The sequence below is a fragment of the Pseudomonas sp. S30 genome, from assembly GCF_016518545.1.
Lineage (GTDB): Bacteria > Pseudomonadota > Gammaproteobacteria > Pseudomonadales > Pseudomonadaceae > Aquipseudomonas.
On record NZ_JACVTO010000003.1, the window covers coordinates 1 to 23,411 of the forward strand.

The following is a 23,411-nucleotide window of genomic DNA, read 5'->3' on the forward strand; positions in this document are numbered from 1 at the left end:
AATCTTTCAGATCGCGGAAAACGCAGCGGGGAGGCCTGTCGGCCTCCCCGCTCTACGCCAGCCGATCAGAGGCTGGGGAAGGCGAACTGCGAGGCCTCGTGGCTCTTGCGCTGCGGCCAGCGCTGGGTGATGGCCTTGCGGCGGGTGTAGAAGCGCACACCGTCCGGCCCGTATGCATGCAGGTCACCGAACAGCGAACGCTTCCAGCCGCCGAAGCTGTGGTAGCTCACCGGCACCGGCAGCGGTACGTTGACGCCGACCATGCCGACCTCGATCTCGTCGCAGAACAAGCGCGCCGCCTCACCGTCGCGGGTGAAGATACAGGTGCCGTTGCCGTACTCGTGATCGTTGATCAGTTGCATGGCCTCTTCCAGGCTCTTAACCCGCACCACGCACAGCACCGGGCCGAAGATTTCCTCTTTATAGATGCGCATGTCGGGCGTCACGCGGTCGAACAAGGTACCGCCGACGAAGTAGCCGTCTTCGTTGCCCGAGACACGCAATCCGCGACCGTCGACCACCAACTGCGCGCCGGCCGCCAGGCCGTCGTCGATGTAGCCGACCACTTTGTCACGCGCAGCCGCGGTGACCAACGGCCCCATGTCCAGGCCGCAGGAGGTGCCGGCGCCGATCTTCAGGGCCTTGATCTGCGGCTCGAGCTTGGCGATGAGCGCGTCGGCGACCTGATCGCCCACGCAGACAGCCACCGAAATGGCCATGCAGCGCTCGCCACAGGATCCGTAGGCTGCGCCCATCAGCGCGCTGACGGCGTTGTCCAGTTCCGCGTCAGGCATCAGTACCGCATGGTTCTTCGCCCCGCCCAGCGCCTGCACGCGCTTGCCGCGCTTGGTGCCTTCGGCATAAATGTACTCGGCGATCGGCGTGGAGCCCACGAAGCTCAACGCCTTGACCTCCGGCGCTTCGATCAGTGCATCCACCGCTTCCTTGTCGCCATGCACCACGTTGAGGATACCTTTTGGCAGACCTGCCTCGTGCAGCAGTTGGGCGATGTACAAGGTCGAGCTGGGATCGCGCTCGGACGGTTTCAGGATGAATGCGTTACCGCAGACGATCGCCAGCGGATACATCCACAAGGGGACCATGGCCGGGAAGTTGAACGGCGTGATGCCGGCGACCACGCCCAGAGGCTGGAAGTCCGACCAGGCATCGATGTTCGGACCGACGTTACGGCTGTACTCACCCTTGAGCAGTTCGGGGGCTGCACAGGCGAATTCGACGTTCTCGATGCCGCGCTTGAGCTCGCCGGCCGCATCCTCGAGGGTCTTGCCATGCTCTTCGCTGATCAGCTGGGCGATGCGGGCTTCGTTCTGCTCCAGCAACTGCTTGAAGCGGAACATCACCTGGGCGCGCTTGGCCGGTGGCGTGTTGCGCCAGGCCGGGAAAGCTGCCTTGGCCGAATCGATGGCGTCCTGGATGGTGGCGCGGCTGGCCAGTTCGACCTTGCGGGTCGACTGGCCGATGGAAGGGTTGAACACCTCGGCGGTGCGACCGCCCTTGGAAACCAGCTCACCGTTGATCAGGTGTTGAACGACGCTCATGGAAGACTCCGAATGAAGAGGGAGAAAACAGGCGCACATGGCGCCTGTCGCACTATCGGGATGATCAGTCGATCTGCTGCAAGGTCTCGCCGACCGCATCGAACAACCGATCCAGCTCCTGCGGCTGGGTATTGAAGGTGGGGCCGAACTGCAGGGTGTCGCCGCCGAAGCGCACATAGAAGCCTGCCTTCCACAGCTTCATTGCGGTTTCGTAGGGACGCACGATGGCGTCGCCGTCACGCGCGGCGATCTGGATCGCGCCGGCCAGGCCGTAGTTGCGAATGTCGACCACGTTCTTGCTGCCCTTCAGGCCGTGCAGCAGGGTCTCGAAGTAGGGAGCGAGCTCGGCGGACGCCTGCACCAGGTTCTCCCGTTGCAGCAGGTCCAACGCCGCGATGCCGGCCGCGCATGCCACCGGGTGCGCCGAGTAGGTGTAACCATGAGGGAATTCCACGGCGTACTCGGGCGTGGGCTGGTTCATGAAGGTCTGGTAGATCTCGCTGCTGGCCACCACTGCGCCCATGGGGATGGCGCCGTTGGTGACCTGCTTGGCGATGCACATCAGGTCCGGTGTCACACCGAAGGCTTCGGCGCCGGTCATCGCGCCCATGCGCCCGAAACCGGTGATCACTTCGTCGAAGATCAGCAGGATGTTGTGCTGGCTGCAGATCTCGCGCAGACGCTTGAGGTAGCCCTTGGGCGGTGGCAGGACCCCGGCCGAGCCCGCGAGGGGTTCGACGATCACCGCCGCAATGTTGGACGCGTCATGCAGCTCGATCAGCTTGAGCATCTCCTCGGCCAGCGCCACCCCGCCCTGCTCGGGCAGGCCCTTGGAGAAGGCGTTGACCGGTAGCACGGTATGGGGCAGGTGATCGACGTCCAGCAGCTGGCCGAACATCTTGCGGTTGCCGTTGACGCCGCCCAGGCTGGTGCCGGCGATGTTCACGCCGTGGTAGCCACGGGCGCGGCCGATGATCTTGGTCTTGGAGGCCTGGCCCTTGAGGCGCCAGTAGGCACGGACCATCTTCAGCGCGGTGTCGGCACATTCGGAGCCGGAGTTGGTATAGAAGGTGTGGTTGAGGTCGCCTGGCGTCAACTCGGCGATTTTTTCTGCCAGCTGGAACGACAGCGGATGGCCGAACTGGAACGCCGGCGAGTAGTCCAGCACGCTCAACTGGCGGGCCACTGCGTCGGCGATTTCCTTGCGTGTATGGCCGGCGCCGCAGGTCCACAGGCCGGAGAGCGCGTCGAAGATCCTGCGACCCTTGTCGTCCACCAGGTGATTGCCGTCGGCTGCGACGATCAACCGCGGATCACGATGGAAATTGCGGTTGGCGGTGTAGGGCATCCAGTGGGCGTCCAGCTTGAGCTGGCTGGCCATACCGGTGGGCGCGGCTTCAGGCATGTTCATCGGCGGTTCCTCGGCAAACGACTAGGCAACGATGGGTGTTGTTGCACGCTAAGGTGGCATGGGGCTAAAGTCGGAAAAACCCAACATTTCTAACCTTCAGTCAGAGGCTGACTAAACTGATGAGCCGACGCCCGGATCCCCTCGCCCAAGTCAGCGATTTCGACATCCGCCTGCTGAAGATCTATCGCAGCGTGGTGGAGTGCGGTGGTTTTTCGGCGGCGGAAAGTGTCCTGGGTATCGGTCGCTCGGCCATCAGCCAGCAGATGAACGATCTTGAACAACGCCTCGGCCTGCGCCTGTGTCAGCGGGGGCGCGCAGGGTTCTCGCTCACCGAGGAAGGCCGCGAGGTCTATCACTCGGCGTTGCAGTTGCTCAGCGCCCTGGAGACCTTCCGCACCGAAGTCAACGGCCTGCACCAGCACCTGCGCGGCGAACTCAACATCGGCCTGACCGACAACCTGGTCACCTTGCCCCACATGCGCATCACCCACGCGCTGGCCGAACTCAAGGATCGCGGCCCGGACGTGCGGATCCAGATCCGCATGATCGCGCCGAGCCAGGTGGAGCAAGGCGTGCTGGACGGCAGCCTGCACGTGGGCGTGGTGCCGCAGACCAGCCCGCTCTCGGGCCTGGAGTATCAGCCGCTGTACAGCGAGCGATCCCTGCTCTACTGCGCGGTGGGTCATCCGCTGTTCTACGCCGAAGATGGGCAGATCGACGACGCCCGCCTCGATGCCCAGGAAGCCATCGCGCCGACGTTCCGCCTGCCGGCCGACGTCCAGGCCCATTACCAGGCACTGCACTGCACGGCCAGCGCCTCGGACCGCGAGGGTATGGCGTTCCTGATCCTGACCGGCCGCTACATCGGTTACCTGCCGGACCACTATGCCGCGTTCTGGGTGCAGCAGGGGCGACTGCGGGCCCTGAAACCGACTCGCCGCCACTACGATCTGAGCCTGAGCTGGGTCACTCGCAAGGGGCGACGGCCGAACCTGGTCCTGGAAAGTTTTTTACAAAGCCTGTCGACGACTCGCTAGTGCTTGTCACTTCAGCAGAGGCAGGTACTCTGTCCGACAGCCGTTGCCCACTGACACCGTACGGAAACGTCCATGACACTTGAAGTCCCCGCGCATCGCCTCTCCGCCTCGGGCAAGCCCGCCGGGCGCATTCGCCAGAAGAACGAACAGGCCATCATCCAGGCCGCAGAAGACGAGTTCGCCCGGCATGGTTTCAAGGGCACCAGCATGAACACCATCGCGGTAAAGGCCAACCTGCCCAAGGCCAACCTGCACTATTACTTCACCAACAAGCTCGGACTCTACATCGCAGTGCTGAGCAACATCATCGAGCTGTGGGACAGCACCTTCAATGCCTTGAGCGTGGAGGACGACCCTGCACAAGCGCTGAGCCAGTACCTGCGCACCAAGATGGAGTACTCGCGGCGCAACCCACAGGCCTCACGGATCTTCGCCATGGAAGTGATCAGCGGCGGTCATTGCCTCACCGACTACTTCAATGCGGACTACCGCGAATGGTTCCGGGGACGCGCGTCGGTGTTCCAGGCCTGGATCGAGGCCGGCAAGATGGACCCGGTGGACCCGGTGCACTTGATCTTCCTGCTCTGGAGCAGTACCCAGCACTACGCCGATTTCGCCACGCAGATCTGCCAGGTCACCGGCCGCAGCCGCCTGACCAAGCAGGACATGGAAGTGGCGGGCGACACCCTGATCCACGTCATTCTCAAGGGCTGCGGTATCACCGCGCCGGCCTGATCACGACCTATGCCCTACACCCTGCTCGAGCGCTGCGAATGGCGCGAAGAAATCCGCAAGAGCCGCTTTGTGACACTCGCCGGCCCCATCTCCAGCCCAGCCGAGGCCATGGAGTTCATCGAACGTCACGGTGATCCTGCGGCAACGCATAATTGCTGGGCCTGGAAGCTGGGCGCGCAGTACCGCAGCAGCGACGATGGAGAGCCGGGAGGTACGGCTGGCAGGCCGATCCTGGCGGCCATCGAGGCGCAGGATTGCGATCAGGTGGTGGTGCTGGTGATCCGTTGGTACGGTGGTATTCAACTAGGTACCGGAGGGCTGGCGCGCGCCTACGGTGGCGGTGCGAACAAATGCCTGCAACAGGCGCCCAAGCGCTTGCTGGTGGAGCGCAGCGAGTTCGTCTGCAGCTGCAGCTTCAGCGAGTTGGCGCTGCTCAAGTTGCGGCTGGCCGAAGCCGACGCACTGGTGCTGGACGAACAGTTCACCGCCCATGGGGTCGACCTGCGCCTGGCCCTGAGTGCCGAGCGGCTCCCGCTGTTGTCACAGCAACTGGCGGACCTCAGCCGTGGACGAATCCACCTGCGAAGCTCGTCTTAGCTACGCACAGATACTGTGGGCCTGCCTGTGGATAAACCTTGAGTAACAGGCTGTAGCCCAGGCGCCGCCAGGCGTCGCCGTAACTGTACAGTTTTTGATCACAACTCGATGACACGTCTAACTACCTGAAGAGGCGGCATTTATCCACACACCCTGGCTCAGGCGCAGACTGCAGTGCAAACAGATGCTTGCACACAATAACTGTGGAGCAGCTTGTGGATAACCCGTGTGCCAATACCGTCTGGGCCTTCGAGTACGGGGGTTTCAAGCAGGCGGCTATTTTTTGATCAGCCGCTGGCGGGCGCCCATGGATCACTGCATGGGTTATGCTCCAGAGCCCTCACTTTCCTGGAGCACTCACATGACCACCCGCAAGCATGCCCTCATCATCGGAGCTTCCCGCGGACTAGGCCTGGGCCTGGTGCAACGTCTGCGCGAGGATGGCTGGAACGTGGTTGCCACGGTGCGTGACGCCCGCACGCCTGGAGCCCTGGCTGAAGTCGAAGGTGTACGCGTCGAGTCACTGGACATGAATGACACGGCGTTGCTCGACGCGCTGAAACAGCGGCTGCAGGGCGAGACCTTCGACCTGGTATTCATCAACGCCGGGGTAATGGGACCACTGCCGCAGGATCTGGAAGCCGTGCGAAATGACGATATCGGCGCGCTGTTCATGACCAATGCCGTCGCGCCGATTCGGGTGGCCAGCCGTCTGCTCGGGCAACTGCGCCAAGGCAGCGGTGTGCTGGCCTTCATGAGTTCGGGGCTAGGCAGCGTGACCAGCCCGGACGGCAACGAGATCTGCTTGTACAAGGCCAGCAAGGCCGCCTTGAACTCGATGATCAACACGTTCGTGGTGCAGGTGCAGCGCCCGGACCTGAGCGTGATCGCCATGCACCCGGGTTGGGTGAAGACCGACATGGGCGGGGAAAACGCCGAAATCGACGTCTTCACCAGCACCCGCGGCATGCTCGACCAGATCGTCCAGCAGAGCGGCCGGGGTGGCTTGCACTTCATCAACTACAAAGGCGACACCTTGAGCTGGTGAATTGAAAGGCGCCGGGCGGGGCAGTAGACTCGGTACCTCGCCCCTGGCGGACCTGGATCAGCAGACAGGACAACACTGAGCTGGCTAACCCTGAACACGAATCTTCAGAGGAGCCGGCACCATGCCTGCCATCCGTACCTGGTTGAAATCCCCCCTGGCCATTTTCACCGCCAACGCCGCCGATGCCCGCGGTGGGCTGGTGGTGCAAGAGGGTCGCATCCGCGAAGTGCTTGCCTTGGGCGAACGACCCCGCCACCCCTGCGAGCAGATTTTCGACGCCCGTGACCACGTGCTACTGCCGGGGCTGGTCAACACCCATCACCATTTCTACCAGACCCTCACCCGTGCCTGGGCACCGGTGGTCAACCAGCCGTTGTTTCCGTGGCTCAAGACCCTTTACCCGGTATGGGCGCGCCTGACGCCTCGCAGCCTGGCGCTGGCCAGCGAAGTGGCACTGGCCGAGCTGCTGTTGTCCGGCTGCACCACGACCGCCGACCATCACTACCTGTTTCCGGACGGGCTGGATCATGCCATCGACATTCAGGTCGAGGCCGTACGCAAGCTGGGGATGCGCGCCATGCTCACGCGGGGCTCGATGAGCCTGGGTCAGACCGACGGTGGACTGCCCCCGCAGCAGACGGTGCAGCAGGGCGAAACCATCCTGGCCGACAGTCAGCGGCTTATCCACAGCTACCATGAGCGTGGCGAGGGCGCCCGCATCCAGATCGCCCTGGCACCCTGCTCGCCGTTTTCCGTCACGCCGCAGATCATGCGCGCCAGTGCCACGCTGGCCGAAACCCTGGACGTGCGTTTGCATACCCACCTGGCCGAAACCCTCGACGAAGAGGATTTCTGCCGGCAACGCTTCGGCCTGCGCACCGTAGATTACTTGGACAGCGTCGGCTGGCTCGGCCCGCGCACCTGGCTGGCCCACGGCATTCACTTCGACGCCCAGGAGATCGCCAGGTTGGGCGCTGCCGGTACGGGGATATGCCATTGCCCCACTTCGAACATGCGCCTGGCCTCGGGCATCTGTCCGACCGAGGAACTGGAGGCCGGCGGCGCCACCATCGGGCTGGGCGTGGACGGATCGGCTTCCAACGATGCGTCCAACCTGCTGCTCGAAGCACGTCAGGCGCTCTACTTGCAGCGCCTGCGCTACGGCGCCGAACGGATAACGCCCCAGCGCGTGCTTGGGTGGGCCACTCAAGGCTCGGCACGTCTGCTGGGCCGGGACGACATCGGTGAACTGGCCGTCGGCAAGCAGGCCGACCTGGCTTTGTTCAAGCTCGACGCATTGCGATTTTCCGGCAGTCACGACCCGCTGTCAGCCTTGCTGCTGTGCGCAGCGGACCGGGCTGATCGCGTGATGGTGGCGGGGCAATGGCGGGTGATCGACGGTCAGATCGAAGGGTTGGACGTCCAGCGACTGATCGCCGACCATCGCCAGGCAGCAGCGGCCTTGATCGCCGGCTGAGCCAACCGGGGGTCAACCGCCCCCCGGCCTGTCGAATGCCGCTCAGCCCTGTAGAATGTCGGCCAACCGTGATTGATTCGAGATATTTCATATGTACGACTGGCTCAACGCCCTGCCCAAGGCCGAATTGCACATGCACCTGGAAGGTTCCCTGGAGCCGGAGCTGCTGTTCGCCCTGGCCGAACGCAACAAGGTGGCCCTGCCGTGGAACGATGTCGAGGCGCTGCGCAGTGCCTATGCGTTCAACAATCTGCAGGAGTTCCTCGACCTTTATTACCAAGGGGCCGATGTACTGCGCAGCGAACAGGACTTCTACGACCTGACCTGGGCCTACCTGCAACGCTGCAAGGCGCAGAACGTGGTGCACACCGAGCCGTTCTTCGATCCACAGACCCACACCGATCGCGGCATTCCCTTCGAGGTGGTGCTCGGTGGCATCGGCCAGGCGCTCAAGGACGGACGTGAACAGCTGGGCATCAGCAGTGGCCTGATCCTGAGCTTCCTGCGTCACCTGAGCGAAGACGAAGCGCAGAAGACACTGGATCGCGCCCTGCCGTTTCGCGATGCGTTCATTGCCGTCGGGCTGGACAGCTCGGAGCAAGGTCACCCTCCAAGCAAATTCCAGCGCGTGTTCGACCGTGCCCGCAGCGAAGGGCTGGTGGCGGTTGCCCATGCGGGTGAAGAGGGCCCGCCCGAATACATCTGGGAAGCGCTGGACCTGCTGAAGATCAAGCGTATCGACCATGGTGTGCGTGCCATCGAAGACGAGCGGCTCATGCAGCGTATCATCGAGGAGCAGATTCCGCTGACCGTCTGCCCGCTGTCCAATACCAAGCTTTGCGTATTCGAACACATGGGCCAACACAACATACTGGACATGCTCGAGCGGGGCGTGAAGGTGACCGTCAATTCCGACGACCCGGCCTACTTCGGCGGATACGTGACGGAGAATTTCATGGCGCTGCACGAACACCTCGGCATGACCCAGGACCAGGCCCAGCGCCTGGCGCAGAACAGCCTGGATGCACGCCTGGTCTAGGCCTGCCACGCGGCCCTGCAGATCATCCGACCTGCAGGGCCGGCACATTGGCGATGCGGTTGATTTCCTGCACGCCCAAGGTCGAGATCTTCAGCGTTCGCGTCCCCTCCTGCTCGCGTATCCACCCCGATTGCAGGAACAGTCTGAGCAGCGCATGGCCCACTGCGCCGCCGAGATGGGCACTGGTATCGCTCCACTCACTGCAGTGGCAGATCTCGCAGCGTCCCCGTTGGCGCGGGGCCAGCGCCTCGATGTAGACGCCCAGTTGCCCGAGTTGCGCGCACCCTTCGGCGCTGACGCTGGGGTGCAGCTGGTTGCCCTCCAACCAGCCGGCGCAGACCATGCGTCGGTACAGGTCCGCCGCGATCTCGCCACCGAGATGATCGCCGCAGCGGCGCGCTCGGCGCAACGACAGCGGGACCTGCAAGGGTTTGACCGACGTGCGGCTTTCGCCACGACGGCCCAGCTCGACGCTGGCCAGAGCTTCGACGGCAGCCACCACTTCGGGAGTGGCCAGGCGGAAATAGCGCTTGCGCCCCCGGGCCTCCAGACGCAGCAGGCCTGCAGAGGACAGCAACGAAAGATGGGCGCAGGCCGATGAGGGGGTGACGCCGGTCATCGAGGCCAGTTCGTCGGCGTGCCGCGCCGAGCCGTCGATCAGGGCCCAGAGCATTGCGCTGCGCTTGGGCTCGGCCATCAGGCCGGCGATCTGGCTGATACTGCAAACTGCTTTCATGCTCCATTCACTCCAGGCAAAGTCGTGTCCTCGTCCATGGCCATCCATGGCAGCAGGCGTTGCCAGCGCGGCAGCTTCTGCGACGATGGAACCCTGACGGGTGCGGGACGCATCGCTGCAAGGGAAGCCGCTCTAACTGCATCGCCCGCCCGATCCCAGTATAAGCCGCCGAGCCCCCTGCACTAGGGGGCTCGAAGGGCTATAGGGAAGCTCGGGCAACGAGGGTGGCACTACCCTCAGCAATGTAGGAGATGTCTGGTCCATGCTCGTTTTTCGGCCACTCGTTCTGTTTCAAAGGACACAGACCGGCACGTTCAGCAGAATGCCAGGCAAGTCAGACGGTGACCGACATTCAGCTTCCTTGAATAGCGCATGACAATCAGAATACTCATCGAGTCATGACAGGGGCCAGGCAGGTGCCTGTCGCGCCTCAGGCCGCCATGCGCGTCTGTCGACGTCGGGTCGAAAGCGCAGCACCGACCACCAGTACGCCGCACAACGTGATCACCAGCGACATGGGTACGGCACTGCCGTCATGCAGTGCGCCGACCAGTGCCGCGGCACCGGCGGCCACGCTGAACTGCAGACTGCCCAGCAAGGCCGAGGCGCTTCCTGCCCTGGCGCCCTGCCCGTTCATCGCACAGGCCGAAGCATTGGGAATGATGCAACCCAGGCTGGCGATGCAGACGAACAGGGGGATCAGCAACGGCCAGAGCGCGGCGGGATGCAGGGTAGCCAATGCCAGCAGCAGCGCCCCGGCCAGCAGGTAGACCCAGACGGCCCTGACCAGCAACCACCCGGGCTGGCGCCTGGACAGCAGCCGTGCATTGAGCTGAGCCACCAGGATGAATCCGGCAGCATTGGTGCCGAACAGCCAGCCGTAGTGCTCGGCCGGCACGCCATAGAGCTTGATGAACACGAAGGGAGACCCGGCGATATAGGCGAACATGCCGGCGATGGCGATGCCGCCGGTCAGGGCATGGCCGATGAACACCGGATCGCGTGCCAGGCGCAGGTATTGGCGCAAGGCGCCCGCGAGCGGTTGCCGCGCAACATGCGCCGGCAGGCTCTCCGGCAGGCCGAGCGCCACGGCCAGCAACGCCGCGGCACTGAACAGGCTCAAGGACAGGAAAATCGATTGCCAGCCCGCGACGTTCACCAGCAGCCCACCGAGCATGGGCGCCAGAATCGGCGCCAGCCCCATGACCAGCATGAGCTGCGAGAACACTTTTGCCGACGCCACTGCATCGCATTTGTCGCTGACGATGGCCCGAGACAGGACCATACCTGCGCAGCCCCCCAGCGCCTGTACGAAACGGGCGAGGATCAGCACCTGCAGGTTGGGTGCATAGGCGCAGGCCAGGGAGGCCAGGGTGAACAGCGCGACGCCGAACAGCAAGGGCGTACGCCGCCCGAAGCGGTCCGCCGCCGGGCCATACGCCAACTGGCCAATCGAAAGGCCCAGGAAATAGACCGCCAGGGTGGTCTGGATCTGGCGTTCGTCGGTGGCGAAGGCATGAGCCATGGCCGGAAAAGCAGGCAGGTAAAAATCGATCGCCAGGGGCCCGAACGCACTCAGGGCGCCGAGGATCATCACCATTCGCAGGTTCATCTAACATCCGTAGCAGGCTAAGTAAACCGCCAGTCTACAGACCTCCTCGTCCCCTGCCATGGAAACCTGACAACACGTCACTCTATTTCGCATGCCTGATAAAAGTGCCAGGTTACAGTGAGGGTGGCCAGCCTTAGCATCTTGATCGAGAGCGATGAGTGGCACCGGCGCTACGCGGTCGATGCCCGCCGTCCATCGTGCAATCGAGACCGATCCCACGATCAGGAGCACGGCATGACATCTTCCAGAAATGGGCCAGGAAAACTAGGTTTGCCCGAACTCTACTTCACCGACCTAAACGACTCTGCGACCAATCCACGACTGGGTCTGGGCTATGACTTGCTCAAGGCGCCGGTGCGTCTTCACGCCTCCATGGTCACGCTGCCCAGGGTGAACGACGAGGCGGTGCTGTATTGGAACGATGTTCCCGTCGACAAGATCATCATCGATCCAGTACATGTCTCGAGCCTGAGGCTGGAGTTCACGGTCCCGGTGCGCTTCATCCGGCCACCCTCGGGCCGGGTTTACTACACCTACGAAGACACACTCAGCGGAGCGCCTGTGGAGCGCAGCCCCGAGCGCACCATCGCAGTGAACACCCTGGTGCCGGGCGGCAGCGGTCAGGGTCCGGACCCGCAGCCACCCTACAACAACGCTCTGGCACCCTGTATCGTCCAACCCAACCCGGTCACCCATCTGGGCTCACCTGTCACGGTGCAAGTCCCCCGCTGGATCAACAAGGAAATAGGTGACGAGTTGACGGTACGCTGGGGCAATCTCGAGGTCTCCCATCCAAAGGTCACCGATCCGGCGGCTGTCGAGTGGGTATCGATTCCTCAGCAGGTACTGCTCGAAGCAGGCACCCATCCCTCGGTGCCGGTGACATACTACATACGCGACCTGGTCGACAATTTCTCGCGACTGGCTCGGCCTGTTCAGGTCGCTGTGCAGTTGTCGCCATCGACGCTGCGGGCGAACGGCTCGCGGGTCGACCTCATCGACCTCAGGGGCCTGACCCAACTGGACGTCCAGGTGCCGGACTACGGCATGCAGCCGGGCGATCAGGTCACCGTGCTCTGGCAGGGAGCGACCCCGCGCCAGAAGACCGAACCTGTGATAGGCAACGGGCCGCTGACGATCCCGCTGGACCTGGCGTGGGCACGTGAAAGCAAGGATCGGCAGGTGACTGTCAGCTACAGCGTCGCTCGGGTGAACGGCACATTGACTTCCAGCGCGGTGGTGGCGCGGGTCAAGGAGTCCGAGGAGCAGGTGTCGCTGCCTGCTCCCACCGTCCAGGACCTGCAGAATGGCATGCTCGACCAGCGCTGGTTGCGCAAGAACCGCAACGGCGAGGCTACCGTGGTGGTGCCGGCCTACACGGGCATGCGCGTTGGCCACTCGGTGCGGGTGACCTGGTCCAACAACATCAACTGGAATACGCCTGTGCAGACGGTACGTGCCATTGGTCCGATGGAGTTCAAGATCCAGTACACCGAGATCATCGACACCATTGGCGGCACCGCGAATGTCAACTACACCGTCCTCACCGAACCCAACGGTCCGGTTCACGCATCGCCCTTCTATCGCTGCCGGGTGAAGGACAATCCCGCGCCCTTCCAATCGATGCCCCCACCGATCATGGCGCGTGCCAATCAGGTACGGATCGCCAAGACCGGCAATACGGCCTGGCGCGTGAAGGTACTCTGGGCGCATCCCGAGTCGGGTTGGGCACAGGAGTCTCCCCTGCTGCGCTATTCCAGCAATGGTCAAGCCGCGCTGGAGTGGACGGTACCGGCGGCGTGGATCGCAGCGAACCGTGGCCGCAGGGTCTATGTGAACTACTCCATGAGCCAGGACGCCAGCGGAGGAACGCCGGATACGGGTATCTGCTTCTCGCGCTACCTGCACTACGACGTCCCTGCCTGAACTGAGGGTGCGGCGGCCTTCGAGCGCCGCCGCGCATTCAGGCGACCTGTGCCTGATAGCCTTCCTCGCCCAGCGCCTCGACGATTCGCTGCGCCGACGCAGTGCCTTATACCTTCACCTGACGCCCGGCCAGGTCGACTTCGACCTGGGCACTGCCATCGAGCGCCTGAATCGCCTTGGTCACCGCCTTGACGCAATGGCCGCAGGTCATGCCTTGAACGTTGAACACTTGCATGGTGCTACCTCCTTCGGGGTTTGCCGCAGTTTCAACCTTCCCTCCGTGACAAGGTCAAGTGCTTCTCGCAACGACCGGGCTGGCATTCCGAGCCAAGCTCGGCCAAGCTGCGGCTTTGCGGATCGTCAGCAACAAGGAGACTCTCATGTTCAGGGTAACGGCGGGCGTTGTCGGGCTTTTGAGCGTGCTGGCCGCAGTGCCGCCCGCCAGCGCCGAGGGCAATGCGCAATACGGTGTGCTGATCATTTCCCGTGAGCGCCTGGAAGTGGCTACCAGTTGCGAAATCGGTGTCTATCTCAACGACCAGCTCTCAGGACGCGTGTTTCAGGAGCAGTCGACCTCGTTCAACCTGCCGCCTGGGCCGGTGGATGTGCGCTTGCGCCAACTGCCCGGGCAGATGCCGGGCTGCGCGTCGGGCGTGGAGGACCAGCGCAGCACTCGACTGCTCATGAAGGCCGGCGAGATCAGCAAGTACCGCATCACCTTGGGGCAGAACGGGCTGGGGCTCACGCGAGCGGACCTGGGGTATTGACCTTACCCAGGTGGTAAGGTTGATGCTCATGGCCTGATCAAGGAGAGACGCCATGCCCGCATCCATCACCTTCGACCTGCCGATCGACGGCATGACCTGCGCCAGCTGCGCCGGGCGTGTCGAGCGCGCGTTACGCAAAGTCAGCGGCGCCGAGCAGGTCAGTGTCAACCTGGCGACCGAGCAGGCGCGAGTCCAGGCGCCTGCCGCCAGCCTGACGCAACTGGTCGAGGCCGTGCGCCAGGCCGGTTACCGCGTGCCGACCCGCATGCTGGAACTGCAGATCACCGGCATGACCTGCGCCAGCTGCGCCGGCCGGGTCGAGCGCGCCCTGGGCAAACTGCCAGGGGTGGAACAGGTCAGCGTCAACCTCGCCAGCGAGCGTGCCCATGTCGAGGTGCTGGGCAGTGTCGCCGACGCATCGCTGATCGCCGCGGTGCAGCAGGCAGGCTATGGTGCCAGCCTGCCAGGCAGCGGCGATGAGCTGCGCCGGGATGCCCAGCGACGCCTGCGTCATGAGCGCCTGGCCGTGGTGATGGCGCTGCTGCTGGCCTTGCCGCTGGTGCTGCCCATGCTGGTCCAGCCCTTCGGTCTGCACTGGATGCTGCCGGCCTGGGCGCAATTCGTGCTGGCCACCCCTGTGCAGTTCATTCTCGGCGCGCGCTTCTATCGGGCGGCGTGGAAAGCCGTGCGGGCCGGCGCTGGCAACATGGACCTGCTGGTGGCGCTAGGCACCAGTGCAGGCTACGGCTTGAGCCTGTACGAGTGGGCGCAGGCGCCTGCCGGCATGCAGCCGCACCTGTACTTCGAAGCCTCGGCGGTGGTGATCGCCCTGGTGCTGCTGGGCAAGTACCTGGAGAGCCGAGCCAAACGCCAGACCGCCAGTGCCATCCGCGCGCTGGAAGCTCTGCGACCGGAGCGCGCGGTACGTGTGGTCGAGGGGCGCGAAGAGGATGTGGCGATCAGCCAGTTGCAACTGGGTGACACGGTGCTGGTCAAGCCGGGCGAACGCTTCCCGGTCGATGGCCAAGTGCTCGAAGGCAGCAGTCATGCCGACGAGGCGCTGATCAGCGGTGAAAGCCTGCCGGTGGCCAAGGCACCTGGCGACCCGGTCACCGGGGGCGCGATCAACGGTGAGGGACGATTGCTGGTGCGCACCCAGGCACTGGGTACCGAAACCGTACTGGCGCGCATCATTCGTCTGGTCGAGGATGCCCAGGCCGCCAAGGCACCTATCCAGAAGCTGGTCGACCGGGTCAGTCAGGTGTTCGTGCCGGCGGTACTGGTGCTGGCCGTGATCACGCTGGCCGGCTGGTGGCTGGCCGGTGCGCCTCTGGAAAATGCGTTGATCAATGCAGTCGCCGTGCTCGTCATCGCCTGCCCCTGCGCGTTGGGGCTGGCCACGCCAGCGGCGATCATGGCCGGCACCGGCGTGGCCGCACGCCACGGTATCCTGATCAAGGACGCCGAGGCCCTGGAACGTGCCCATGGGGTGAGCGGTGTGGTGTTCGACAAGACCGGCACCCTCACCTCCGGCAGCCCGCGCATCGTCCATCTCCAGGCGGCGGCAGGCGATGAACAGGCCCTGCTGCGCCTGGCCGGCGCCCTGCAGCGCGGCAGCGAGCACCCGCTGGCCAAGGCGGTACTCGACGCCGGCGCCGAGCAGGGGCTGGACATACCCCCGGTGAGCGACAGCCGGTCGCTCACCGGGCGCGGTATCCAGGGCGAGGTTCAGGGTCGGGTCATGGCGCTGGGCAACCGCCGCCTGCTCGACGAGAGCGGATTGCAGCCCGGTGCGCTGCAGGCCAGCGCCCAGGCCTGGGAAGCCGAGGGGCGGACGCTGTCCTGGCTGATCGAGCGCTCGCCACAGCCTCGGGTCCTGGGCCTGTTCGCCTTTGGCGACAGCCTCAAGCCGGGCGCCGAAAAGGCGATCGCCGCGCTGCACGCCCAGAGCATCGCCACCCACCTGCTGACCGGCGACAACCGTGGCAGCGCCCAGGTGGTGGCCCAGGCGCTGGGAATCGACGACGTGCATGCCGAGGTGCTGCCGGCCGACAAGGCTGCGACCGTCAACGCGTTGAAGCAGCAGGGCGCGATCGCCATGGTCGGCGACGGCATCAACGACGCGCCGGCCCTGGCCGCTGCCGACATCGGCATCGCCATGGGCGGCGGTACCGACGTGGCCATGCAGGCCGCCGGTATCACCCTGATGCGCGGCGACCCGCGGCTGGTGCCGGCAGCCCTGGAGATCAGCCGCAAAACCTACGCCAAGATCCGCCAGAACCTGTTCTGGGCGTTCATCTACAACCTGGTGGGCATTCCCCTGGCCGCGTTCGGCTATCTCAATCCGGTGCTGGCCGGTGCGGCCATGGCGTTGTCCAGCGTCAGCGTGGTCAGCAATGCGCTGTGGCTCAAGACCTGGAAACCCGCCGACAATGCCCCGCAGGAGACCCCATGAACATCGGTTAGGCCGCGCGACGCACCGGCCTCAGTGCCAAGATGATTCGCTATTACGAGTCCATCGGCCTGCTCAAGCCGGCGCTGCGCAGTGACAGTGGGTATCGCCTCTACCAGCAGGATGACCTGCATCACCTGAATTTCATCAAACGCTCACGAGACCTGGGCTTCTCGCTGGAGGAGGTGGGCCGGCTGCTGGCGCTGTGGCAGGACCGCCAGCGCGCCAGTGCCGACGTCAAGGCGCTGGCGACCCAGCACATCGATGAGTTGAATCGGCGGATCGAGGAAATGGTGGGCCTGCGTGACACCCTGAGCGAGTTGATCGCTCACTGCCAGGGTGACGATCGGCCGGATTGCCCGATTCTTCAGGGCCTGGCCAATGAGGGTGATTGCTGTGGATAAGCAGCGCAGCAGGGCTCGGCGGTAGGCCACATGAGCCAAAAACGACCGAAAGCGTCTTTAACGTAGATTTCATCTGCAATTCCTACGAGTCTTCCTTCAGAAATGTTCGCGTTCTGCCGATGCTCTTCATATCGGTTACCTGCCTTGACAAAAACAACCCAGGAGCGCGAATGAACATCAAGCAAAAACTTACCTGGGCCTTCGCGGTGATCGCCGGTTTGCCCATCGTCATCGTCGCCACCCTGGTGGTCATGAACCTGCGCGAAGATGCCCGCGAAGATTTCCTCGATGGCAGTACCCGCGAGATTCGCCAGATCGTCAACGCGATGAACATCTTCTTCCAGGCCATCGACGAAAACGTCGACTACCTGGCATCGCTCCCCGAACTCGCGGCCTCCGGCAGCGACCTGACCAAGTACATGGGCGCCTCGGCGCCTGCCGAGCGGGGTACTCAGGACGAGGCGATCATGGTGAGTCTCACGCGCCTGGCCCAGACCCACCCGGCCTATGCCTACGTCTCCTATGGCGTGGCCGACGGCGGCTACGTGAGCTGGCCGCCTGGCCAGAAGTACACCAGCTACGACCCACGCGTACGGCCCTGGTATCAACTGGCGATGGCCAACCCCGGCAAGACCGTGCGCAGCGACGCCTACTATTGGGCCACCGATGACCAGGTGCTGATCAGCACCGTGCGGGCCATCGGCAACCAGCTGGGCAATCCGGGTGGGGTGATCAACATCGATGTCTCGCTCAAGGCCCTCACCGAGATCGTCAAGAAGATCAAGCTGGGTGACAGCGGCTACCTGATGCTGGTGGAAAAGAACGGCAACGTGCTGGTGGATCCTCGCGACCCCGCCCACAATTTCAAGCAACTGGAAAGCTTCGGTGGCGGCTATGCCGACCTGGCCAAGGCTGGCAAGGGCCTGGTGAAGGTGAAGATCGGCGACGAGTCGTACATGGCCAACGTCTACACCGACGACCGGTTGGGCTGGACCTTCATCGGCCTGATCCAGGAAACCGAAGTGATGCAGGCCGCCACGCGGCTCACCTGGCTGATCGGCAGCATCGCGCTCGCGCTGGCAGCGCTGTTCGCCGTGGTCGGTGCCACTTTCGCCAAGCTGATCGTGCGTCCGATCAATGGCGTGACCCGCGGGCTGGAGGACATCGCCCAGGGCGAAGGCGACCTGACGCGCAACCTCGATGTACGCGGCAATGACGAAACCGCGCAACTGGCCAGCTGGTTCAACCAGTTCCTGGGGGCGATCCGCGGTCTGATCCAGCACATTGGCGGCGCGGCGGGGAAAATCCTCAGCACCTCGGCCAGTTCGACCCGGGTCTCCGGTGACATGGCCGAGGCGGCCGGTCGTCAACGCGAAGCCGTGGACATGGTCTCCACTGCCTTCCACGAGATGGTCGCCACCGCCAACGAGGTGGCCCGTTCCTGCAGCCAGGCTGCGCAGTCGGCCGACAGCGGCCAGCAACAGGCGCGCGAGGGGCAGCAGCAGATCGATGCCGCCGTGCAGAGCGTCGACCGCCTGAGCCACGAGATCGAACAGTCCGCCCAGTCGATGCAGCAACTGGAGCGCGACAGCACTTCGATCCAGTCGATCCTCGGCACCATCCGCTCGATCGCCGAGCAGACCAACCTGCTGGCGCTCAATGCCGCCATCGAGGCGGCGCGCGCCGGTGAACAAGGCCGCGGCTTTGCGGTGGTGGCCGACGAGGTCCGTGCGCTGGCCAAGCGCACCGCCGACTCGACCGCGGAAATCGACGGGCTGCTCGGCACCCTGGCCAACCGTACCGCGCAGGTGGCCGCGCAGATGCACGCGAGCCTGGAAGTGTCGCAGCAGTCGGTCAGCCGGATCGGCGAGGCGCGCGACAGCTTCGGCCATATCCGTGAGTCGGTGGACGTGATCCGCGACATGAATACGCAGATCGCCACGGCCGCCGAGGAGCAACACCAGGTGGCCGAGGACATCAACCGCCACATCAGCCAGATCCATGGCGATGCCCAGTTGGTGGCCGAACTGGCGCAGGCGGCGCGGCAGGATTCGCAAAGCCTGGAGGGCTTGTCCAACGAGCTGGACGCCTTGGTGCGGCGCTTCAGAACCTGAGTGGGGGCAGGCGCTTCGCTAAAGGCGCAATTCGCCGGGCGTGGCGCCGAACAGTTGCTTGAAGGCGGCGATGTAGGCCGACGTGGAGTCGTAGCCACAGCCCAGCGCGGCGTCGGTCACGCTCTGCCCGGCCTCCAGCAGCGCCAGCGACGACAGCAGGCGCATGCGCTGGCGCCAGTTGCGAAAGCTAAGGCCCGTCTCGCGCTGGAACAGGCGCATCAAGGTCTTCTCGGAAACGCCCAGCTGCAGGGACCACTGCTGCAGGGTCTGGCTCTGGTCAGGCGCCGCGATCAGCCGATTGCACAAGGCGAGCAGGCCCGGGTGGCGCGGCAGCGGCAACGAGAAGCCCACCTGGGGCAGTGCCTGCAACTGATCGAGCAGCACCGCCACCAGACGCGCTTCGGCCGTGTCGCCCTCAGGGTAGGTCGCGGGCATGTGGCAGAACTGCTTGATCAGCTCGCGAGCCAGGGGCGTCACCTCCAGGACTCGGCAGGCCTCGTCGGCCCAGGCGCAGGCATCGCGGCGCACGTAGAGGCTGCGCATCTCCGCCTGCATGGAAGTGACCACCTCGTGCTCCAGCCCTGCGGGAATCCACACCCCCCACTGCGGCGGCGCGAAATAGCTGCCGTCGCTGGTATAGACCCCCAGGACCCCGCTGATGGCGTAGGAAAACTGCGCCCAGTCATGCTGGTGGCGGGTAGTCCAGGAGCCGGCGCCGAGGCTTTCGGCGCGCGCGTACAGCGGCCGCGGCAACTGCTGCAGATCGGGAATGGCACGTGGCGGAGCGAGGCTGACGGAAGACGGCATGGCACGGGTCATCGAGACGAGTGCCGCAAGGTTATCACCTCAGCGCTCGATGATCGCCGTGATCCCCTGCCCGCCCGCTGCACAGATGGAAATCAGCGCCCGTCCCTTGCCGGCCGTGGCCAACAGCTTGGCGGTATTGGCCAGAATGCGCCCACCCGTGGCGGCGAACGGATGGCCGGCGGCCAGGGAGCTGCCCTTGACGTTGAGACGGTCGCGGTCGATCGCCCCCAGCGGCGCGTCGAGGCCCAGCACCTCGCGACAGTAGCCAGGGTCTTCCCAGGCTTTGAGCGTGCAGAGCACTTGCGCGGCGAAGGCTTCGTGGATCTCGTAGTAGTCGAAATCCTGCAAGGTCAGGCCATTGCGCGCCAGCAGGCGGGGTACTGCGTGAACCGGAGCCATGAGCATTCCCTCGCGGCCCTTGACGAAATCTACCGCCGCCGTTTCGCCATCGACCAGGTAGGCGAGTACCGGCAGGCCATGCTGCTCGGCCCAGGCCTCACTGCCGAGCAACACCAGGGCGGCGCCATCGGTCAGTGGCGTGGAGTTGCCGGCAGTCAAGGTGCCCTGGGCGCTCTTGTCGAACACTGGCTTGAGCCTGGCCAACTGCTCGGCGCTGAGCGCCGGGCGCAGCGTGTTATCGCGGGTCAGGCCCAGGAAATGGGTGAGCAGGTCGTCCTGCCACCCCTGTTCGTAGGCGGCGGCCAGATGGTGATGGCTGAGCAGTGCCAGCGCGTCCTGCTCGGCGCGTTCGATCTGCCAGGTGCGCGCCATGCGCTCGCAGTGCTCGCCCATGGACAGCCCGGTACGCGGCTCGCCATTGCGCGGAAACTCGGGCTTGAGGAACCCTGGACGCAACTTGAGCAGAGGCCTGAGGCGCTCGCCCAGGCTGCGCCCCCGGTTGGCCTGCAGCAGCACGCCACGCAGTCCTTCGTTGAGGGCGATCGGCGCGTCCGAGGTGGTGTCCACGCCACCGGCGATGCCGCTGTCGATCTGTCCCAGGGCGATCTTGTTGGCCACCAGCAAGGCCGCCTCCAGGCCAGTGCCGCAGGCCTGCTGGATGTCGTAGGCCGGGGTCTGCGGCGACAGCCGCGAGCCGAGCACGCATTCGCGCGTCAAGCTGAGGTCACGCGAATGCTTGAGCACCGCGCCAGCGACCACTTCGCCCAGGCGCAGCCCATGCAGACGGTAGCGCTCGACCAGCCCTTCGAGCGTGGCGGTGAGCATGGCCTGGTTGCTGGCCGTGGCGTAGGCGCCGTTGGAGCGGGCGAAGGGAATGCGATTACCGCCCAGGATGGCGACTCGACGAGGTGACTGCATGGGCGGGTTGCTCCTGAAACAATTGGATTCGATTTCACTCAAGCACCGCAGCGCGCGCCTTGGCCAGGTTATAGCCTAGGTGCTTTCGCAGGATTCGAACGCACCTAGGGCAAATAAGGTCCACACTTGACGCTTGCCTCCAGGGAGACCCACATCATGAGCGACCGTTACCTCGGCTTCGCCAACTCCAACCTCGGCCGCCGCCTGGTCGACGCCCTCGGCCTGCCGCGCCCGGCTGCGCTGGAACGCTGGCAGGCCGGACGCCTGCGCCCGGTGGAGGGCGCCCTGCTGATCGGCGGCGGCCCGTTGGCCAACCGGGTGGAGCGGGTATCCGCGGCGCTCACCGACGAGCGCTACAGTTGCCTCGGCGAGGGCCTGGAGTCGCCAGCCTGGGTCGCGGGGCTCGGTCCGAAACTCAAGGCGGTGGTGTTCGATGCCAGTGCCCTTTCGGACAGTCGATCCCTCGGGCAGTTGCGCGAGTTCTTCCAACCCGTGCTGCGCAGCCTGGCTCCTTGCGCCCATGTGGTGATTCTCGGCCGGCCGCCCGAGCAGCTCGACGACCCACAGGCCAGGGTGGCCCAGCGTGCCCTCGAAGGCTTCAGCCGCTCCCTGGCCAAGGAGCTGCGCAATGGCGCGACCGCACAGTTGCTATATGTGGCACCCGACGCAGAGGATCAGCTCGAAGGCGCCCTGCGTTTCTTTCTGTCGCCCAAGAGCGCCTTCGTTTCAGGCCAGGTCCTGCGCCTGCATGCGTGCGCCAGTTCGGTACAGGACTGGACCCGCCCGCTGGCAGGCAAACGCGCCCTGGTGACCGGTGCCGCACGCGGCATCGGCGCCGCCATTGCCGAGACGCTGGCCCGCGACGGCGCCGAGGTGATCCTGCTGGACGTGCCGGCGGCGCGCCAGGACCTCGACGCGCTGGCCGGTCGTATCGGCGCACAGGCCCTGACGCTGGACATCTGCGCCAGCGACGCAGCGCAGCAGTTGCTCCAGGCGCTGCCCAACGGGCTGGACGTGCTGGTGCACAATGCCGGCATCACCCGCGACAAGACCCTGGCGAACATGACTCCCGACTACTGGGACGCGGTCATGGCCGTCAACCTGCAGGCGCCCCAGCTGCTGACCCAGGCGCTGCTCGACGCAGGGCACTTGCATCAGCATGCACGCGTCGTACTGCTGGCCTCGGTGAGCGGCATCGCGGGCAATCGCGGACAGTCCAACTATGCGGCGAGCAAGGCCGGGCTGATCGGCCTGGCCGAGGCCTGGGCGCCACGCTTGTCCGAGCAAGGCATCAGCATCAACGCCGTGGCCCCGGGCTTCATCGAAACGCACATGACCGCCGCAATGCCCATGGGCTTGCGCGAGGCTGGACGGCGCCTGAGTTCGCTGGGCCAGGGCGGCCGTGCGCAAGACGTGGCCGAGGCCGTGGCCTGGCTGTCCCAGCCTGGTAGCGGCGCGGTGAGCGGGCAGGTTTTGCGTGTGTGTGGACAGGCACTGATGGGGGCGTGAACATGAACCGAAGCTGGCTCGATCTGCATGCCCCGCAAGGGCGCAGCGGCCTGTATCTCAAGGCGCTGGGCAAACGCGCGATCAGCGGCAGGCAACTGCCCGACCGCGGCCTGCGCTGCTTCCTGCGCGTGGACCCGAAGAACCTGGCGCAGTACCGAAATCTCTGCCGCTTCAGCGACGAGGGCCGCCTGCCGCCCACTTATCCACATGTCATGGCGTTCAACCTCCAGTTGCAGTTGCTGACCGCAGCGGACTTTCCGTTTCCCCTGCTCGGGCTGGTGCACCTGCATAACGAGATCGAAGTGCGTCGCCCTCTGGGCGCTATCGAAGGGCTGCGCTTTGCGGTGTACGCCGACAACCTGCAGGCCCACGCCAAGGGCGGCACCTTCGATCTGATCACCGAAGCGCAAGACGGCCTGGGCCTGCTCTGGCGCGAGACCAGTCGGATGCTGGTCAAGGGACTGAAGCTCGACGTCCCCCAGGCAGCGTCTGCGGCGTTCCCTACCCGCCAAGACTTGCCGGAGGTCACCCGCTGGTACGCGGACGCCGATATCGGTCGGCGCTACGCGAGGATCTGCGGCGACTACAACCCTATTCACCTGAGTGCAGCCAGTGCGCGGCTGTTCGGCTTTCCCAAGGCGATCGCCCATGGCCTGTGGAGCAAGGCGATGGCCCTGGCCAAGCTGCGCGGGCACCTGCCGGTCGCCGGCTACGCCTTCGCGGTCGACTTCCACAAACCGGTGCGCCTGCCGTCGCAGGTACTGTTGGCCGCCAGTGCCGCGGGGCCGCAGGGGCAACTGATACTCCGTGCACAGGGGGCCGACCTGCTGCACATGACCGGCCACTGGAGAGCCCTCTAGCACG

At 64.9% G+C, this 23,411-nt stretch carries 18 protein-coding genes and 3 pseudogenes; 14 read left to right on the plus strand and 7 right to left on the minus strand.

Going from position 1 to position 23,411, the window contains the following annotated elements; all coding sequences use genetic code 11:
- Window positions 1–65: 65 nt before the first annotated feature.
- Both IAE34_RS04535 and IAE34_RS04540 read right to left on the minus strand, forming a co-directional pair.
- Complete coding sequence (locus IAE34_RS04535) at window positions 66–1,559, minus strand: CoA-acylating methylmalonate-semialdehyde dehydrogenase (RefSeq protein ID WP_200137670.1); 1,494 nt, start codon at window positions 1,557–1,559, stop codon at window positions 66–68.
- 64 nt (window positions 1,560–1,623) lie between these two features.
- Window positions 1,624–2,970 (minus strand): aspartate aminotransferase family protein, encoded by a 1,347-nt coding sequence (locus IAE34_RS04540; protein ID WP_200137671.1) that lies wholly within the window; start codon window positions 2,968–2,970, stop codon window positions 1,624–1,626.
- Window positions 2,971–3,086: 116 nt separating this feature from the next.
- Between IAE34_RS04540 and IAE34_RS04545 the strand changes: the two genes are divergently transcribed.
- The 6 genes from IAE34_RS04545 (at window position 3,087) to IAE34_RS04570 (ending at window position 8,903) form a co-directional block, all read left to right on the plus strand.
- Window positions 3,087–4,007, plus strand: coding sequence for a LysR family transcriptional regulator (locus IAE34_RS04545; protein WP_325100970.1), 921 nt, complete (start codon window positions 3,087–3,089; stop codon window positions 4,005–4,007).
- Window positions 4,008–4,079: 72 nt separating this feature from the next.
- Complete coding sequence (locus tag IAE34_RS04550) at window positions 4,080–4,742, plus strand: TetR/AcrR family transcriptional regulator (protein WP_200137673.1); 663 nt, start codon at window positions 4,080–4,082, stop codon at window positions 4,740–4,742.
- A 9-nt stretch (window positions 4,743–4,751) separates the two neighbouring features.
- Complete coding sequence (locus IAE34_RS04555; protein ID WP_200137674.1) at window positions 4,752–5,339, plus strand: IMPACT family protein; 588 nt, start codon at window positions 4,752–4,754, stop codon at window positions 5,337–5,339.
- A 361-nt stretch (window positions 5,340–5,700) separates the two neighbouring features.
- The gene (locus IAE34_RS04560) at window positions 5,701–6,387 is read left to right on the plus strand and encodes an SDR family oxidoreductase (protein ID WP_200137675.1); all 687 of its coding nucleotides are present in this window, start codon (window positions 5,701–5,703) and stop codon (window positions 6,385–6,387) included.
- A 121-nt stretch (window positions 6,388–6,508) separates the two neighbouring features.
- Window positions 6,509–7,864 carry an 8-oxoguanine deaminase gene (locus IAE34_RS04565; RefSeq protein WP_200137676.1) on the plus strand — a complete coding sequence of 452 codons (1,356 nt, stop codon included), beginning with the start codon at window positions 6,509–6,511 and terminating at the stop codon, window positions 7,862–7,864.
- A 91-nt stretch (window positions 7,865–7,955) separates the two neighbouring features.
- Window positions 7,956–8,903 carry an adenosine deaminase gene (locus tag IAE34_RS04570; protein ID WP_200137677.1) on the plus strand — a complete coding sequence of 316 codons (948 nt, stop codon included), beginning with the start codon at window positions 7,956–7,958 and terminating at the stop codon, window positions 8,901–8,903.
- A 22-nt stretch (window positions 8,904–8,925) separates the two neighbouring features.
- Here the strand turns inward: IAE34_RS04570 and IAE34_RS04575 are convergent, their stop codons facing one another.
- Window positions 8,926–9,639 carry an ArsR/SmtB family transcription factor gene (locus IAE34_RS04575; protein ID WP_200137678.1) on the minus strand — a complete coding sequence of 238 codons (714 nt, stop codon included), beginning with the start codon at window positions 9,637–9,639 and terminating at the stop codon, window positions 8,926–8,928.
- A 430-nt stretch (window positions 9,640–10,069) separates the two neighbouring features.
- Window positions 10,070–11,251: a multidrug effflux MFS transporter gene (locus IAE34_RS04580; protein WP_200137679.1), complete on the minus strand. Its 1,182-nt coding sequence runs from the start codon at window positions 11,249–11,251 to the stop codon at window positions 10,070–10,072.
- A gap of 270 nt (window positions 11,252–11,521) precedes the next feature.
- Between IAE34_RS04580 and IAE34_RS04585 the strand changes: the two genes are divergently transcribed.
- The gene (locus tag IAE34_RS04585; protein WP_200137680.1) at window positions 11,522–13,177 is read left to right on the plus strand and encodes a hypothetical protein; all 1,656 of its coding nucleotides are present in this window, start codon (window positions 11,522–11,524) and stop codon (window positions 13,175–13,177) included.
- A gap of 37 nt (window positions 13,178–13,214) precedes the next feature.
- Here IAE34_RS04585 and IAE34_RS04590 read toward each other — a convergent pair.
- Window positions 13,215–13,412, minus strand: a pseudogene (locus IAE34_RS04590) (heavy-metal-associated domain-containing protein).
- A gap of 145 nt (window positions 13,413–13,557) precedes the next feature.
- On the opposite strand from IAE34_RS04590, the gene IAE34_RS04595 reads away from it, so the two are divergent.
- The 5 genes and pseudogenes from IAE34_RS04595 (at window position 13,558) to IAE34_RS24660 (ending at window position 18,914) form a co-directional block, all read left to right on the plus strand.
- Entirely contained in the window at window positions 13,558–13,944 is a 387-nt protein-coding gene (locus IAE34_RS04595; RefSeq protein WP_200137681.1) for a hypothetical protein, read from the plus strand.
- Window positions 13,945–13,996: 52 nt separating this feature from the next.
- Entirely contained in the window at window positions 13,997–16,399 is a 2,403-nt protein-coding gene (locus IAE34_RS04600) for a heavy metal translocating P-type ATPase (RefSeq protein WP_200137682.1), read from the plus strand.
- Window positions 16,396–16,800 (plus strand): annotated as a pseudogene (gene cueR, locus IAE34_RS04605) (Cu(I)-responsive transcriptional regulator). Before IAE34_RS04600 ends, cueR begins: the two are co-directional and overlap by 4 nt.
- Before the next feature lie 326 nt (window positions 16,801–17,126).
- Window positions 17,127–18,056: pseudogene (locus tag IAE34_RS24655) on the plus strand (HAMP domain-containing protein); the annotation flags it as partial.
- Between the two features lie 129 nt (window positions 18,057–18,185).
- Window positions 18,186–18,914, plus strand: a complete 729-nt coding sequence (locus IAE34_RS24660) for a methyl-accepting chemotaxis protein (protein WP_442793255.1) — start codon at window positions 18,186–18,188, stop codon at window positions 18,912–18,914.
- A gap of 18 nt (window positions 18,915–18,932) precedes the next feature.
- Here IAE34_RS24660 and IAE34_RS04615 read toward each other — a convergent pair whose 3' ends face one another.
- Entirely contained in the window at window positions 18,933–19,721 is a 789-nt protein-coding gene (locus IAE34_RS04615; RefSeq protein WP_200137684.1) for an AraC family transcriptional regulator, read from the minus strand.
- Window positions 19,722–19,760: 39 nt separating this feature from the next.
- Window positions 19,761–21,038 (minus strand): acetyl-CoA C-acetyltransferase, encoded by a 1,278-nt coding sequence (locus IAE34_RS04620; RefSeq protein WP_200137685.1) that lies wholly within the window; start codon window positions 21,036–21,038, stop codon window positions 19,761–19,763.
- A 156-nt stretch (window positions 21,039–21,194) separates the two neighbouring features.
- Between IAE34_RS04620 and IAE34_RS04625 the strand changes: the two genes are divergently transcribed.
- Both IAE34_RS04625 and IAE34_RS04630 read left to right on the plus strand, forming a co-directional pair.
- Window positions 21,195–22,547: a 3-oxoacyl-ACP reductase gene (locus IAE34_RS04625; RefSeq protein WP_200137686.1), complete on the plus strand. Its 1,353-nt coding sequence runs from the start codon at window positions 21,195–21,197 to the stop codon at window positions 22,545–22,547.
- 2 nt (window positions 22,548–22,549) lie between these two features.
- A complete protein-coding gene (locus tag IAE34_RS04630; protein WP_200137687.1) occupies window positions 22,550–23,407 on the plus strand; it encodes a MaoC family dehydratase in 858 nt (285 codons plus the stop codon).
- Window positions 23,408–23,411 lie beyond the last annotated feature (4 nt).